12 protein-coding genes are annotated in these 13,362 nt (G+C 65.1%); 2 read left to right on the top strand and 10 right to left on the bottom strand.

What is annotated here, in order from left to right; translation table 11 throughout:
• Entirely contained in the window at positions 1-1,650 is a 1,650-nt protein-coding gene (phaZ, locus tag OSH05_RS08325) for a polyhydroxyalkanoate depolymerase (protein ID WP_104220718.1), read from the bottom strand.
• A gap of 222 nt (positions 1,651-1,872) precedes the next feature.
• Between phaZ and OSH05_RS08320 the strand changes: the two genes are divergently transcribed.
• Together OSH05_RS08320 and OSH05_RS08315 are read left to right on the top strand one after the other, a co-directional pair.
• Positions 1,873-3,261, top strand: a complete 1,389-nt coding sequence (locus OSH05_RS08320; RefSeq protein ID WP_104220753.1) for an ActS/PrrB/RegB family redox-sensitive histidine kinase — start codon at positions 1,873-1,875, stop codon at positions 3,259-3,261.
• Positions 3,262-3,352: 91 nt separating this feature from the next.
• Positions 3,353-3,910 carry an ActR/PrrA/RegA family redox response regulator transcription factor gene (locus OSH05_RS08315; RefSeq protein ID WP_104220717.1) on the top strand — a complete coding sequence of 186 codons (558 nt, stop codon included), beginning with the start codon at positions 3,353-3,355 and terminating at the stop codon, positions 3,908-3,910.
• Positions 3,911-3,922: 12 nt separating this feature from the next.
• Here OSH05_RS08315 and OSH05_RS08310 read toward each other — a convergent pair whose 3' ends face one another.
• The 9 genes from OSH05_RS08310 to OSH05_RS08270 form a co-directional block, all read right to left on the bottom strand.
• A complete protein-coding gene (locus OSH05_RS08310) occupies positions 3,923-4,402 on the bottom strand; it encodes an MmcB family DNA repair protein (RefSeq protein ID WP_104220716.1) in 480 nt (159 codons plus the stop codon).
• Between the two features lie 60 nt (positions 4,403-4,462).
• Positions 4,463-5,398: a lipid A biosynthesis lauroyl acyltransferase gene (locus tag OSH05_RS08305; protein WP_104220715.1), complete on the bottom strand. Its 936-nt coding sequence runs from the start codon at positions 5,396-5,398 to the stop codon at positions 4,463-4,465.
• Positions 5,399-5,407: 9 nt separating this feature from the next.
• Positions 5,408-6,433 (bottom strand): zinc-binding dehydrogenase, encoded by a 1,026-nt coding sequence (locus OSH05_RS08300; protein ID WP_104220714.1) that lies wholly within the window; start codon positions 6,431-6,433, stop codon positions 5,408-5,410.
• An 83-nt stretch (positions 6,434-6,516) separates the two neighbouring features.
• The gene (locus OSH05_RS08295) at positions 6,517-7,797 is read right to left on the bottom strand and encodes a beta-ketoacyl-ACP synthase (protein WP_104220713.1); all 1,281 of its coding nucleotides are present in this window, start codon (positions 7,795-7,797) and stop codon (positions 6,517-6,519) included.
• Positions 7,798-7,808: 11 nt separating this feature from the next.
• A complete protein-coding gene (locus OSH05_RS08290; protein ID WP_104220712.1) occupies positions 7,809-9,029 on the bottom strand; it encodes a beta-ketoacyl-ACP synthase in 1,221 nt (406 codons plus the stop codon).
• Positions 9,029-9,493 (bottom strand): 3-hydroxyacyl-ACP dehydratase FabZ family protein, encoded by a 465-nt coding sequence (locus tag OSH05_RS08285; protein ID WP_104220711.1) that lies wholly within the window; start codon positions 9,491-9,493, stop codon positions 9,029-9,031. Before OSH05_RS08285 ends, OSH05_RS08290 begins: the two co-directional genes overlap by 1 nt.
• A 20-nt stretch (positions 9,494-9,513) precedes the next feature.
• Entirely contained in the window at positions 9,514-9,795 is a 282-nt protein-coding gene (locus tag OSH05_RS08280) for an acyl carrier protein (protein ID WP_104220710.1), read from the bottom strand.
• A gap of 166 nt (positions 9,796-9,961) precedes the next feature.
• A complete protein-coding gene (locus OSH05_RS08275; RefSeq protein WP_104220709.1) occupies positions 9,962-10,843 on the bottom strand; it encodes a transglutaminase family protein in 882 nt (293 codons plus the stop codon).
• A gap of 2 nt (positions 10,844-10,845) precedes the next feature.
• The gene (locus OSH05_RS08270) at positions 10,846-13,359 is read right to left on the bottom strand and encodes a circularly permuted type 2 ATP-grasp protein (protein ID WP_407660385.1); all 2,514 of its coding nucleotides are present in this window, start codon (positions 13,357-13,359) and stop codon (positions 10,846-10,848) included.
• Positions 13,360-13,362 lie beyond the last annotated feature (3 nt).

Genomic DNA, 13,362 nt, shown 5'->3' with positions numbered 1-13,362 from the left:
TCAGTTGACGGCGAGGCTCTCGCCGGCCAGCGTCGCTGCCTGCCCCACCCATTTGTCGCGCGCGGCCCGGCCCTTGAAGGCAAGGCGCGAGTCGAGTTCCGTCAATTGCGCGGCTGTCAGGGCGGCGAGCTGCCAGAAATGGAAGATGCCGATTGCGTTCAGCGTCGTCTCGAGCTTCGGACCGACGCCCGAAATCTGCTTCAGATCGTCGGCAACGCCGTCCGGCGCCGAGAGCAGGATTGCGTCGAGCCTCTCCGCCTTTGCCTTGCGCGAGGGGCGCTTCGCCGGGACCTTGGTCGCCGCCGGCTCGGCGGATACCGTCGGCATGGCTGACTCGATGGGTGCCGACGGCTCGGCCGGCGCAACGATCTCCGGCTCGATCTTCGCCAAGGGCGGCTCGCTGGCCACGCGCGGGCGATTATGCGTCAGCACGAAGTCGGCGATGCGCGGCGCTACCTCGGCACGGAAGCGCGATCCGTTGAAGACGCCGTAATGTCCGACCTTGGGCTGCATGTAATGCGCCCGCATGTCGGCTGGAATATTGATGCACAGATGTTGTGCCGCCTCGGTCTGGCCGACGCCGGAAATGTCGTCGTTCTCACCCTCGACCGTGAGGAGCGCGACGTTGCGGATGGCCGTCAGGTCGACTAGCAGATCGCGATGCATCATCTCGCCCTTCGGTAGGGCATGACGAATGAAGACGGTATCGACCGTCTGCAAGTAGAATTCCGCCGTCAAATCCATCACCGAAAGATATTCGTCGTAGAATTCGGTGTGTTTCGTCTGCGAATCGCCATCGCCTTCGACGAGGTGCTGGAAAAATTTCTTGTGCGCCGAGACGTGACGATCGAGATTCATGCCCATGAAGCCGGAAAGCTGCAGGAATCCGGGATAGACCTCGCGCATGAACCCCTGATGCGGGAACGGCACTTGCATGATGGTCTTTTCGCGGAACCAGTCGATCGCCTTGCCCTCGGCCATCTTGTTGACCTTGGTCGGGTTGACCCGCGTATCGATCGGCCCGCCCATCAGCGTCATGGTGCGTGGCAGGTCACTCTCGCCCCGCGACTCCATCACGGCAACGGCGGCCAGGACGGGCACGGCCGGCTGGCAGACCGCTACGATGTGAACGTCGCCGCCGAGGGCGTGCTGTATCTCGATGAGATAATCGATGTAATCGTCGAGATCGAAATGACCGTCGGAAAGTGGAACAGCCCGAGCATCAACCCAGTCGGTGATATAGACCTCATGCCTCGGCAGCATCGCCTCGACTGTCCCGCGCAGGAGTGTTGCATAGTGCCCCGACATCGGCGCGACGATCAGTAGCTTGGGGTCCTTGCGCGGCCGCTCGAGAGCGCGCTCGAAATGGATCAGCCGGCAGAAGGGCCGTTCCCACACGACCTTCTCGGTGACGGCGACACGCGTTCCGCTGACCAAAGTCGTCGGGAGATCGAAGCTCGGCTTGCCGTAGCGGCGCGTGATGCGCTCGAAGACTTCGAGGCCGGCCGACCAGTTCTTGCCGAGTGCGGTCTGCCCGAACGGATTGAACGGATTGCGCAGCGCCAGCTTCATCGCGTCCGCCGCCGCTCGCATCGGCGACAACGCGGCATGCTGGAGTTCGTAGAGCTGATAATAGGACAGGGGACCCATTCAATCGTCCTTTTCAGGCCACGAGGCCGACAAACGTCACAGTCCCACCGGACCGCGCTACCGACCGGCCTTGTGCATCGCAGCATGTAAGGACGAATTTAGCGACGATGCAAGCCGGGAAAGACGTTTATACTTGCCACCGACCGGGCTGGGACAGGGAATCGCTCGGTGAGCCGGCTTTGGCGCGCTCGAGCATGGGGAGTTGATTTGTTGCAGGCCTCGATGCCGACACAGCGCCCGAATGCGCCGCGTCTGAAGCTCGACACGCTTGTGCGCCTGCGCTGGATGGCCGTTGCGGGCCAGACAGTCGCCGTGGTGCTGGTCAGCTTCTGGTTTGGCTTCGCGATGCCGATCGGACTCTGTCTTGCCGCCATTGCGCTTTCGGCCTGGCTGAACCTCTTCCTCAAGGTGCGGTATCCCTCGTCCCTGCGCCTGCGCGGCCAGACGGCCGTTCTTTTGCTCGCCTATGATCTGCTGCAGCTCTCGGCGCTTCTCTATCTGACCGGCGGGTTGCAGAATCCGTTCTCGATCCTGATCCTCGTCCCGGTCATGGTTTCGGCGACGGCGCTCTCGCCGCATCTGACCGTATCGCTCGGCTGCCTCGCCATTGCCGCTGTATCCGTCCTCGCCCTTTGGCACCTGCCACTGCCCTGGCATGCCGCGGAGCCGATCGTGCTGCCGATGCTCTACATATCGGGCGTGTGGATGGCGCTGGTCTCGGCGGTATTGTTCATGGGGGTCTATGCCTTCCGCGTCGCGGAGGAATCGCGCCAGCTCGCCGATGCTCTGGCGGCGACCGAACTCGTTCTCGCCCGCGAGCAGCATCTCTCCGCGCTCGACGGGCTGGCCGCCGCTGCCGCCCACGAACTGGGAACGCCGCTCGCCACCATTGCCCTCGTCTCCAAGGAACTGGAGCGCGAACTACCGAAGGACAGTCCCTATGCCGAGGATGTTGCGCTGTTGCGAAGCCAGTCGCAGCGCTGCCGCGACATTCTGGGCAAGCTGACCTCGCTTTCGACACAGACCGACAAGATGCTCGATCGCTTCCCGATCAGCCATCTGCTCGCCGAGGTCACGGAGCCGCACCAGGGCGCCGGGGTGGAAATCGATGTCGATCTTTCGGGCTCCGGTCCGGAGCCGGTAGGGCGTCGCAATCCGGCCGTTCTCTACGGTGTCGGAAATCTGCTGGAGAATGCCGTCGATTTCGCCAATTCCAAGGTCGAGATCGTGGCGAAATGGGACGAGACAAGCGTTTCGCTCGTTATCGCGGATGACGGCCCCGGCTTTGCGCCTGACGTCATCGATCACATTGGCGAGCCCTATGTGACGACGCGCAGCCGCAATGACGATGCCGGCGAGGATCACGAGGCCGGCGGCCTCGGCCTCGGCTTCTTCATCGCGAAAACGCTTCTTGAGCGCTCGCAGGCGCGGGTGGAGCTCTCGAACCGGGCGGCGCCCGCACATGGCGCCGTGGTTCGCATCCTCTGGCCGCGTGAAGCCATGGATCGAAACCGGGATGATTCTCCCGGACAACCGGGCTATCTTGATGCTCCCCATAAAGCCAGGAGCGAACCGTCGAAGCCGCCGGCACCCGCCATTTTTCGAACTTGATCGTCAGGTTGGGCTTGGCGAGCCGACACTGCCTTCCTATAACCCGCATGGGATGGAACAAGAAAAGTCGGGGGGATGAAGGCAAGATCCGATGACGGACATAGAAGCTGCCGGCCTGTCCGGTGCCGATACCTCTCTCATTATCGTCGATGACGACAAGGCTTTTTTGCAACGTCTTGCCCGCGCCATGGAATCGCGTGGTTTCATCGTCGATACGGCCGACAGCGTCGCGGAGGGCATGCGGAAAGTCGACCATAATCCGCCAGCCTTCGCCGTCGTCGATATGCGTCTCGAAGATGGCAATGGGCTCGACGTTATCGAATTGATCCGCCGCCGCCGGCCGGAATCGCGCATGGTTGTCCTCACCGGCTATGGCAATATCGCGACGGCGGTCACGGCGGTGAAGCTCGGCGCCGTCGATTATCTGGCGAAGCCCGCCGACGCGGACGAAGTGTTCCTCGCGCTCACCCGCGATCCGACCGAGAAAGCGACGCCGCCGGACAATCCGATGTCGGCCGATCGCGTCCGCTGGGAGCACATCCAGAGGGTCTACGAGCTTTGCGAGCGGAACGTCTCGGAAACAGCGCGCCGGCTCAACATGCACCGCCGCACGCTGCAACGAATCCTGGCGAAGCGCGCACCGCGCTGAACGGCGGGAGCTTCAGATCTCGGAGAAGCCGGCTTCCGGGTCGAACAGCCGATGTAGCCGGTGCGCCGCGGCCTGTCCGAAACGGATGGTCACGGCTTTGCGCCGCGCCGCCGGGAGCACGCAGACCGGCGCCTCCCTGAGGATCTCGGCGCCGTAGCCATCGGCGAGAATAAGGCCCGCTTCTTCGGGGAAGATCGCGGCAGGCACGCCGCCATGGCTGGCGAAGTAAAGCCGGTCGCAAAACGGCCCATAGTCGAACCATTTGGTATCGGCGCGGAAATCCTCGATCGACGACTTGATCTCGACGATCACGATCTCGCCGCCCGGCCCAAGCGCCACAATGTCCGCTCGCCGGCCGGTGGCCAGAACGAGTTCGCTCACCACCGCATAGCCGCGGCTGCGGAACAGGCGGCCGACCCCGCGCTGCAAGGCGAGGGCGGTATCGGATTGCCGGCCGTCGCGGGGGAGGGCACTGGGATTGGGGTAAAGCATGAACGGATCATGCCACGACGCGGCGCCTGCGAGAAGATGGATGTTGAGGTCTGGCGACTTTCAGCGCCAGCGATTGTGCAGCCACAGCCACTGATCGGGATGTTCCCGCACCCATCCTTCCACGACGGCCATGACGGCGGCGGTTCCTGCCGTGACGTCGATCAACCCTTCCAAATCGCGCGGCATGTCGAGGGGCGGGGTCAGTTCGACGCGGAAGCGTCCATTGGGGAGGCGGATCGAACGGGCGCCATGCACCGGGCAGTCATAGTGGCGCGCCAGGCGGGCGACGAGCGGATTGGCCGCGACCGGCCGTCCGAAGAAGGGGACCCGTGGACCCGCCGAATGGTGCTGGTCGGTCAGGATGCCGAGATGCTCGCCGCGATCGAGCGAGGCGCCGACCTCGAAGGTGGCGCCACGCGAGGACGAGACGAGACGCCCCATCAGCCGCGCACGCTCGTCGAGCAGGTCCTCGGCGATGCGGTTGTTGCGCGGGGCGCGAAACAGTGAGACCAGCGGCAGGCCGAACTTCGCCGCGACGACCGCCAGGATCTCCCAATTGGCGAGATGGGCAGAAAAGATGATCGCCGGCTTGCCGTCGTCGCGCAGGGACTCGAAATACTCGATGCCTTTGACGTCGATACGGCCCTCGCCGGGGCGCTCCGGGTCAAAGTCGACCAACTGGTCCAAGAACACATACTCGACGGCCGTGTGCCCTAGCCCGCGCCAGACGCCGTCGAGGATCGCCTTTCGCTCCGCCTCGCTCTTTTCCGGAAAGGCCGCGCCGATATTGGCGAGCGCGAGCTTCGATTCCGGCACCAGAGGCGCGATGAAACGGGTGATCCGCTCCGCCCAGCGGCCAGCTCGCGGAAGGCCGAGCCGGCGGATGCCGGCAATGACATTGCGCACCGAAAAGGCGATCGCGGCATTCGCCGGACGGCTACGGCTAACCTTGCGGAAAAACGCTTTGAAAGGACGTTTGCGGCTACCGCCCGACATGTCGATGCGTCAGAGCGTCATGATGATCTTGCCGAAGACCTGCCGTTGCTCGATCCGGTCGAGCGCCATGTCGATGTCCTCGATCGCGATCACGCTGTCGATGACCGGCGAGACGACGCCCGATCCGATCTTGCCGAGCGCATGGCTGATATTCTCGATGCGGCAGCCGAAGGAGCCCATGAGCCGCAATTGCTGCTGATAGAGCTGGAAGAGATTGATTTCGGTCGAGATGCCGGTGGTCGAGCCGCAGGTGACCAGCGTGCCGCCCCGACGCAGGGAAAACATGCTGCCGGCCCAGGTGTCGACCCCGACATGCTCGAAGACGACATCGACGCCGCGCTTCTTGGTCAGCTTGCGCACCACGCCTTCAAAGCGCTCTTCCCGGTAGTTGATGACGTGGTGAGCGCCAAGCGCCAGTGCCTTCTCCGCCTTTTCCGGGCTTCCGACGGTGGTGATGATGGTTGCGCCGGCCGCCTTGGCAAGCTGGATCGCGGCGGTGCCGATGCCGCTGCCTCCCGCCTGGATCAGGATCGTCTGGCCGGCTTCGAGCTTCGCGTTGTCAAAAAGCATATGCTCGACGGTGCCATAGGTGACCGGCGTGCAGGCCGCGTCGCGTACGGTGACGCCTTCCGGCGCCGGAACCACGAGCCGGGCCTTCATCGTCACATAGTCGCAGGCGAGGCCGTCAATATGGAAGCCGCGCACGCCCGCGACGTTCTCGCAGAGATTGTCCTTGCCCGCATGGCAGGCCGGGCACATGCCGCAGGTCTCGGCACCATAGATCGCGACCCGCTGGCCGACGACAAGCCCCTCGACGCCGGCGCCCACCGATTCGATCGTTCCCGCCGCTTCGGCACCGATCGTCAGCGGCAGCTTTCGCTTGGCAAAGGCCATGCCGCGCCAGCCCCAGACGTCGATATGGTTGAGGGCGACCGCACCGACCGCCACCCGCACCTCGCCCGCGCCCGGAGGCGGTGCCATCGGCACCTCGACAATCGAGAGCTTCCGGTCGGCGAGCAGTTGCAGGGCGCGCATTCTTTTGATTTCCATCCGTCGAAACAGGCGCCCTGCTTAGCGGTTCGCGCCCAAAGATGCCAGAGCCCCGCGTCGGCCGGCCTTCAGGCGGGCTCAGCCGCGATGAGCAGGCACGCGTTCTGGCCGCCGAAGCCGAAGGAATTGGAGAGGACGAGCGACACTGGCGCGCTACGGGCCACGTTCGGGACGACGTCCAGATGGATCGACGGATCGGGCATATGAGAATTGATGGTCGGAGGAATGACGCCTTCCAGAATCGTCTTGATCGAGAACACGGCCTCAATGGCGCCGGCGGCGGTCAGCGTATGGCCGATCATCGATTTGTTGGAGGAGGCTGGGATATTGGTGACGCGCTCGCCAAACACGGCTTCGAGCGACAGCGCCTCCATCTTGTCGTTCTCGGGCGTGCCGGTGCCATGGGCGTTGATGTAGTCGACATCGTCGATCCCGGCGCCGCCATCGTCGAGCGCCTGGCGAATGGCCGCGATGACCGGCGAACCATCGGGGGTGGAGCGGGTGCGGTGGAAATCATCCGCCTTCTCGGCGATGCCGCGAATGACACCGAGGATCTTGGCGCCCCGGGCTTTGGCCGCGTCATAATCCTCCAGCACCAGAGCGCCCGCGCCCTCGGCCATGACGAAGCCGTCGCGGTTCTTCGAGAACGGCCGCGATGCCGCGGTCGGGTCCTCGTTCGCGGTGGAAAGCGCCGAAAGAAGCTGGAAGCGGATCAGGCCCTCGATATGGATCGAACCGTCCGTCCCGATGACCAGCGCCGCGTCAGTATCGCCGCGACGGACGGCCTCGACGCCGAGCTGAATGGCCGAAGCCCCCGAAGCACAGGCGGTCGACAGCGAAATCGGCGCGCCGCGCGTGCCGAAGGCATCGGCAATGCGGTCGGCCACGCAGGCATAAAGGGCAAACTCGTAGGCGTCTGGATCATTGAGCTTCAGCGCGCGACCGATCATCCGGTCATAGGCGTCGCCCTCTTCCGGGCCGGTGCCGACATAAAGATCGCGTCGCGCCGGCCATTCCAGCTCGACGGGCGGGACGGCCATGAAAAGCATGCCGGGAAAATCGCCGGGCGTGCCGAGGTTCGATTGCGTGATCGCCTCGTCGGCGGCCAGATGCGCCAGACGTTCGCTCAGCACCGGCGAGCGCACTTCCTCGGGGAAGAGAAAGTCGACCGTGCCGGCGATCGTGGTGCGCAGATGGTCGGTCGGGAAACGCGTGATCCGATGAATGCCGGACCGGCCCGCCGTCAGGGCGGCCCAATTATCGTCAATGCCCTGGCCGAGCGAGGATACGATCCCTATCCCGGTCACGGCGACGACCGGCCTTCCGAGATGATCCCGCGTGCGGCCCATGACCTGCTCCTTCAATCGATCGCTTCGACCAGCGCCATGCCTTCGCCGCGCCAGAATCCCCAGGACGTCGCCAGGATCTGTCGTGGCGTGCCAGCAACGGGACGCTCGAAGCCCCCGCCATCTCTGGGAAGATAGAAACCGCCCCGCTGTACCGCCAGAGCCGCCAGTGCAACTTGCGCCGGAAATGCCGTCTCGAGGCTGTTGCCGATCCAGCTTTGCGAGGCCCGGACCGGGCCGATGCGGCGCTCTGTCGCGAGGCGCTCATAGAGCCCGCGTTCTTCAAGCGTCGCCGCGGCGAGGCCGCTCGCTCCCGAAATCACGCCGACGGGTTCTGCCGCAAAGCCCGGCTCCAGCTTCTCGAACTGGCGCAGCGCAGCTGCCGCGGCTTCGCCCGGCCGACGCCGGCTGCGATCCGACAGCACGGAGGCGAGGCGGGCATAGGCCTTAGCACCGCGTGCCTCGCCATGAGCGCGCGATTCAAGCACCAGAAAGGCCCCGACGGAGCCGGTGATTGTCCCGCCATCGCCCTGGGCGGCGCGCTCCCAGACGGGGACGTCGGCCCCTTCCCAGAGCACTCTTCCGAGCGCCAGGCTCAGGAGCATGTCCTTGCGCTCGGCGTTATAGGCGCCGCCGACGATGAAGAGATCGCCCTGGCCCGCGCGAATCCGGCGCGCCGCCACTTCGACGGCGCCGATGCCGGCAATCTCTTCGCCCATGAAGGTGCGCGACGAGCCCGTGACCTTGTGGACGATGGAGATGTTGCCGGCGAGGAGATTGGAAAGCTGGGCGAGAAACAGCGTGGGACGAAGGTCGTTGGCGAGCCGTTCGTTCAAAAAGGCCTCGGGAGCCCCGCCGTCCAGCCCGGCCAGAATTTGTCCGTCGACCTCAAGATCGCGCTCTCCGCCACCGGCGGCCACGATCATGTCCATGTGCGAGAGGCGCGGCAGGTCGCCCTTGAGGCCGGCATCGTCCAGAGCCAGACCAGCGGCGTAGGTGCCGAGGCGCTGCCACGTCTCCATCTGGCGCTGGTCGGCCTTGCGCGGTATCTGCCGGTCGAGTTCCAGAGGCACCATGGGGTAGACGGGAAATGGCTGGAAGCGCTCCAGATCCGCCGCCGTCGGCCGGGGTTCGCCCTCCGCCATGACGCGCCAATGCGCGTCCACACCCTCGCCGAGCGAAGAAATGAGGCCGATGCCGGTGATCCAGATGTCGTTATCGGCCGCAGCGGTCATCACGTTCTCTCAACAGCCGAAAGTCCGATGGACTCGGCGCGCTCGCGGATCATGCCCTCAAGCTCGGGAGCCGGAAAATCCATGATGCGCAGCGTCAGTTCGGCGTCGCAGACCGGACCATTCTGCTCGATCCGAGCCTGCGTGACGCTGTAGCCGGACCCGTCATGAACGAGGTCCGCATAGACGTCCAGCTCGCTGCCGGGCTCGATGAACTTGCGGAACTTCGCCTTCTTGACGCCGGCGAAGAACGGCATCCGACTGAGCCCGTTCATGCCAAGGATCAGATAGCCCGAGGCCTGCGCCATGGTCTCGATCAGAAGCACGCCGGGCAGGATCGGGTAGCCCGGGAAATGCCCCTCGAAAATGGGGCTGGTTAAAGGCACGTATGCCTTGGCGTGGATCTGGCCGGTCGACGCGTCGAAGGACACGACGCTGTCGATCATCTGGAAATATTCGAGCCGCATGGCCGTTCAAACGCCGTTCGTCACGCGTTCTTCTTCGCGACCAGTTCGTCGATATGGGCGCAAAGGTTCTTGAGGACGAAATATTCCTCGACCGTTGCCTTGCCAGCGTTGACTTCCTGCGTCCACTGCTCGAGCGGAATCTTGATTCCGAACTTCTTGTCGAGCGCGAAGACGATATCGAGGAAGTCCAGGCTGTCGATGCCGAGATCATCGATCGCGTGCATCTCCGGCGTGATCTTCTCCCGCGGGATTTCGCTGGTTTCGGAGATTACATCTGCAACGATGTCGAATGTTGAAGACATGACGATCACGTAATCCTATCTTGAACCGGTGGTCGAGGTGTGGCTCCCCGGAGCCGCGTCGACAGCAGAGGCTATCGGGCCAATCGGCCGAGAGACTCACCGGGAATGTGAAAACTGCCCCCGTCCTGATACATTGTACAAACTCGAAATACCAGCCTGCCCGGGATCAGGATTCAACGGGCACGACATCGACGGCGACATCGAGCGTGTGATCGCCCGAGGTCACGATAACGCCGTCCACCGGAGCGGCGTCCGCATAGTCCCGGCCAATCGCCAGGACGAGATGGTCATTCTCCGCAATCACGCCGTTCGTGGGATCGAAGCCGATCCAGCCCGCATCGCGCCCGCACCACACCGCAACCCACGCGTGGGTCGCATCGGCGCCTTCGAGGCGCGGCCGTCCCGGCGGCGGCTCGGTGCGCAGGAAGCCGCTGACATAGGCCGCCGGCAGGCCCATCGTGCGCAATCCGGCAATCATGATATGGGCAAAGTCCTGGCAGACTCCGGCGCGCTGTTCGAAAGCCTCGGCAGGTAGCGTGGTGACGTCCGTCGCCTCGGAATCGTAGCGGAACTCATCCTTGATCCGCCGCGTCAGATCGAACGCCCCCTCTAGGACCGGCCGGCCCTCTGGAAAGCTGGCCGCGGCATATTCCCCGATTTCGGTGTTGATGGCGATGAGGCGGCTGGGAAAGAGGAACTGGACCGGCGAGCGCGGCCCGAGATCGGGTTCGGTCAGGGCGAGCCGTCGCACCGTCTCGAAGCGCGGCGTCGAGGCTGCCTCCGGCAAGGCGGGCGTATCGACGAGGACGCGGGCCCGCGTCTCCAGTCTCAATTCATCGTGAGGAAAGGCGAAGGCGACGGTGGTGATGCGGTTGCCGAAAAAATCGAAGGCGTCGTCACGCTCGGTCGGTGCGGGACGGATCGACAGGTCGGAGGCGATGACGCGCTGGCCCGGCCGATCGACGGGGAGAAGGCGCAGCGCCTGACGCGCGAAGGGGACGGGCAGGGCATAGCTGTAATGGGTGACCTGCCGGATGTCATAAAGCACGATCAGTCACTGGCCTCGGCACGGTCGGACGCCGTGCGATGGGTGAAATAGGCGAGCGCGATCTCGTCCGAGATTTGCATCAGGCTCTTTTCGTGGGCGAACACGCTATTGGCGTCGAGCTTTGCCGCATCGGCGGTCTCCAGCTCGGCGAAAAGTCGCGTCGCCAGGCGATCCGCCGGCGAGAGCAGGCCTCCCGGGGCATGAGCGGGCAGCTCAGCGAGCGCCTGCCGGATGCGGGCTGCCTGGAAGGCAAGCGCGCGCGGATTGCCACTATCCAGCAGCACGAGGTCGAGCACGGGAATGCGCGCCGACTGCATGACATAGCGGATGCGGTAGGTGATCTGGCTGTCGGCGAGTTCCAACAGTGCGTCGAGTTCTCCCGAACGTGCGTCGAAGCCGCAATGGCGGGTGGCACGGGCGATGGCGAGGCCGCGGTCGATTCGGCGGCCGAGTTCCAGGAAGCGCCATCCATGCTGGCGCACCATGTTTTCCTGAGCGAGGCCGGAGAAGGCGGCGATCATGCGCAACGCGTCATTGGCCCGTTCGAGCATGTCGCTGCCGGTGCGGCCTTCGAGCGGCCGCGCCGTGAGAATTTCGAGATCTGCCACCGCGCGCCAAGCGTCTGGCGACAACCGGTCCCGGATGACGGACGCGGCGCGGCGGCAGGATTCCGCGAGACGGGGAACCGTGTTGAACGAGCCACGATCCGTGAGGGCGGCATAGGCCAGCGCCGGCGGCTGCGTCGGCCCTTTTTCGGACATCGCCGCCCCGGAGGAGACGAGCGTCGCAACGAGCCGGTTCATCACCGAGGATCCGGTACCCTCGGCATCGACCAGCCGACCGGCGATGGCGCGCACGATCCGAAGCGCCGCCTCGGTCCGTTCGACATAGCGCCCGAGCCAGAAAAGGTTCTCGCCGGCCCGACTCGGCAGCGTCGTCGTCGTGCGCCGGAGGGCCACCTTGTCGGGCGAGGAGAGCAGGGTGGTCTCCGCCACCGGCTGGTCGGAAAGCACCCAGACATCGGCCGAGACGCCGCCCTGCTGCAGCGTGACGGCGCGGGCGTCGGGGCGGTCCGAAATGCGGCAGAAGCCGCCGGGCATGACCGTCCAGCCGTCGCTCGATCGCGCCACATAGAGGCGCAGGATTGAGGGGCGTGGCTCCAGATGCGCGCCCTCGCCTTCGCCGCGCCAGACCGGCGTCGTCGAGAGCTTGACCACTTCCTGCCCGACATAATCCGATCCGCGCCGGCCGATGTCGTGGATCAGCTCGGCCTTCTGCTCGGGCGTCAGTTCGCCGCCAAGCACGGAGCCGCGCGAAAGAATGCCGGGCATGGTCGAGCCGAGCGCCGGCGCGATGACCATGCGGTCGAATTCCTCGACGACATGGTCGCGTTCCAGCGACTGGCCGCACCACCAGGTGGCGACGTTGGGCAGCAGCAGGCTTTCGCCCAGCACCCGGCGGCAGAGCCCCGGCAGAAAGCCGAGCATGGCGCGCGCCTCGACGACGCCGGAACCCAGCGCGTTGGCGATCGCGACGTTCCGGTGGCGCACGGCGCCGGCAAGGCCCGGAACACCCAGGCGCGAGGCGGGATTGAACTCCAGCGGATCGGTGAAATCCGCATCGAGGCGGCGCAGCAGCACATCGGCGCGCTTCAGCCCCGATATGGTGCGCATATAGACCGTGTTGTCGCGGACGGTCAGATCTCCGCCCTCGACGAGAACGAAGCCGAGATAACGCGCGAGATAGGCGTGCTCGAAATAGGTTTCGTTGAGCGGGCCGGGCGTCAGCAGCGCGACGCGCGTCTCCTCGTGCCGGTTCAGCGTGTTGAGGCCGGCCCGAAAGGATTGAAAGAAGCCGGCGAGCCTCTCGACGTTGAAATTGCGATAAATGTCGGGGAAGGCCTGCGACAGAGCGATGCGATTCTCCAGCGCATAGCCCGCGCCGGAAGGCGCCTGCGTGCGATCCGATAGCACCCACCACCGTCCATCCGGCCCGCGGCCGACATCGACCGCGTAGAAGCGCAAATGGTGATCGCCGACGGGGCGCGAGCCGACCAGCGGGCGCAGGAATTCCGGGCTTCCCGCCACGATCGCCGCTGGGAGGGCGCCGTCGCGTGCCAGCTTTCCCTCGTCATAGACATCGCCCAGGATCGCATCGAGCAGCTTGGCCCGCTGGATTAGACCGGCTTCGAGATGCTTCCATTCCTCCGGCGCAATCAGGAACGGCACATGCGAAAGCGGCCAGGGTCGCTCGTCGCCCGTCTCGTCGCCATAGACGCGCAGCACCACGCCGGAATCGGCCAGATGCCGATCGGCGAGGCCAAAGCGGTGCGCCACCTCGCGCGGACCCAGTTCCGCCATCGTCTCGACAAAGCGGACCCAGTGCGGACGCATGCGCCCGTCCTTGCCGATGAGTTCGTCGGCTGCGCCGGGCAGCGGCTTGTAGTTCGCGACGAGCCGCATCGCCCGTTCGGCGGCGGCACGGCTTCGGCGCGACGAGTCCTTTCGGTTCACGATGAC

The organism is Kaistia algarum (genome assembly GCF_026343945.1).
In the GTDB taxonomy this organism is placed as follows: Bacteria; Pseudomonadota; Alphaproteobacteria; order Rhizobiales; family Kaistiaceae; genus Kaistia; species Kaistia algarum.
The sequence above is the reverse complement of the archived record's forward strand: the minus strand, read 5'-3'. Positions and strand labels throughout refer to the sequence as shown.

Bases quoted from the DNA above. Each gene is read 5' to 3' on its own strand.
- OSH05_RS08315 (WP_104220717.1), top strand. From the start codon at position 3,353: ATGACGGACATAGAAGCTGCCGGCCTGTCCGGTGCCGATACCTCTCTC.
- OSH05_RS08280 (WP_104220710.1), bottom strand. From the start codon at position 9,795: ATGTCTTCAACATTCGACATCGTTGCAGATGTAATCTCCGAAACCAGC.
- OSH05_RS08300 (WP_104220714.1), bottom strand. From the start codon at position 6,433: ATGCGCGCCCTGCAACTGCTCGCCGACCGGAAGCTCTCGATTGTCGAG.
- phaZ (WP_104220718.1), bottom strand. From the start codon at position 1,650: ATGGGTCCCCTGTCCTATTATCAGCTCTACGAACTCCAGCATGCCGCG.
- OSH05_RS08290 (WP_104220712.1), bottom strand. From the start codon at position 9,029: ATGACCGCTGCGGCCGATAACGACATCTGGATCACCGGCATCGGCCTC.
- OSH05_RS08295 (WP_104220713.1), bottom strand. From the start codon at position 7,797: ATGGGCCGCACGCGGGATCATCTCGGAAGGCCGGTCGTCGCCGTGACC.
- OSH05_RS08320 (WP_104220753.1), top strand. From the start codon at position 1,873: ATGCCGACACAGCGCCCGAATGCGCCGCGTCTGAAGCTCGACACGCTT.
- OSH05_RS08305 (WP_104220715.1), bottom strand. From the start codon at position 5,398: ATGTCGGGCGGTAGCCGCAAACGTCCTTTCAAAGCGTTTTTCCGCAAG.
- OSH05_RS08310 (WP_104220716.1), bottom strand. From the start codon at position 4,402: ATGCTTTACCCCAATCCCAGTGCCCTCCCCCGCGACGGCCGGCAATCC.
- OSH05_RS08285 (WP_104220711.1), bottom strand. From the start codon at position 9,493: ATGCGGCTCGAATATTTCCAGATGATCGACAGCGTCGTGTCCTTCGAC.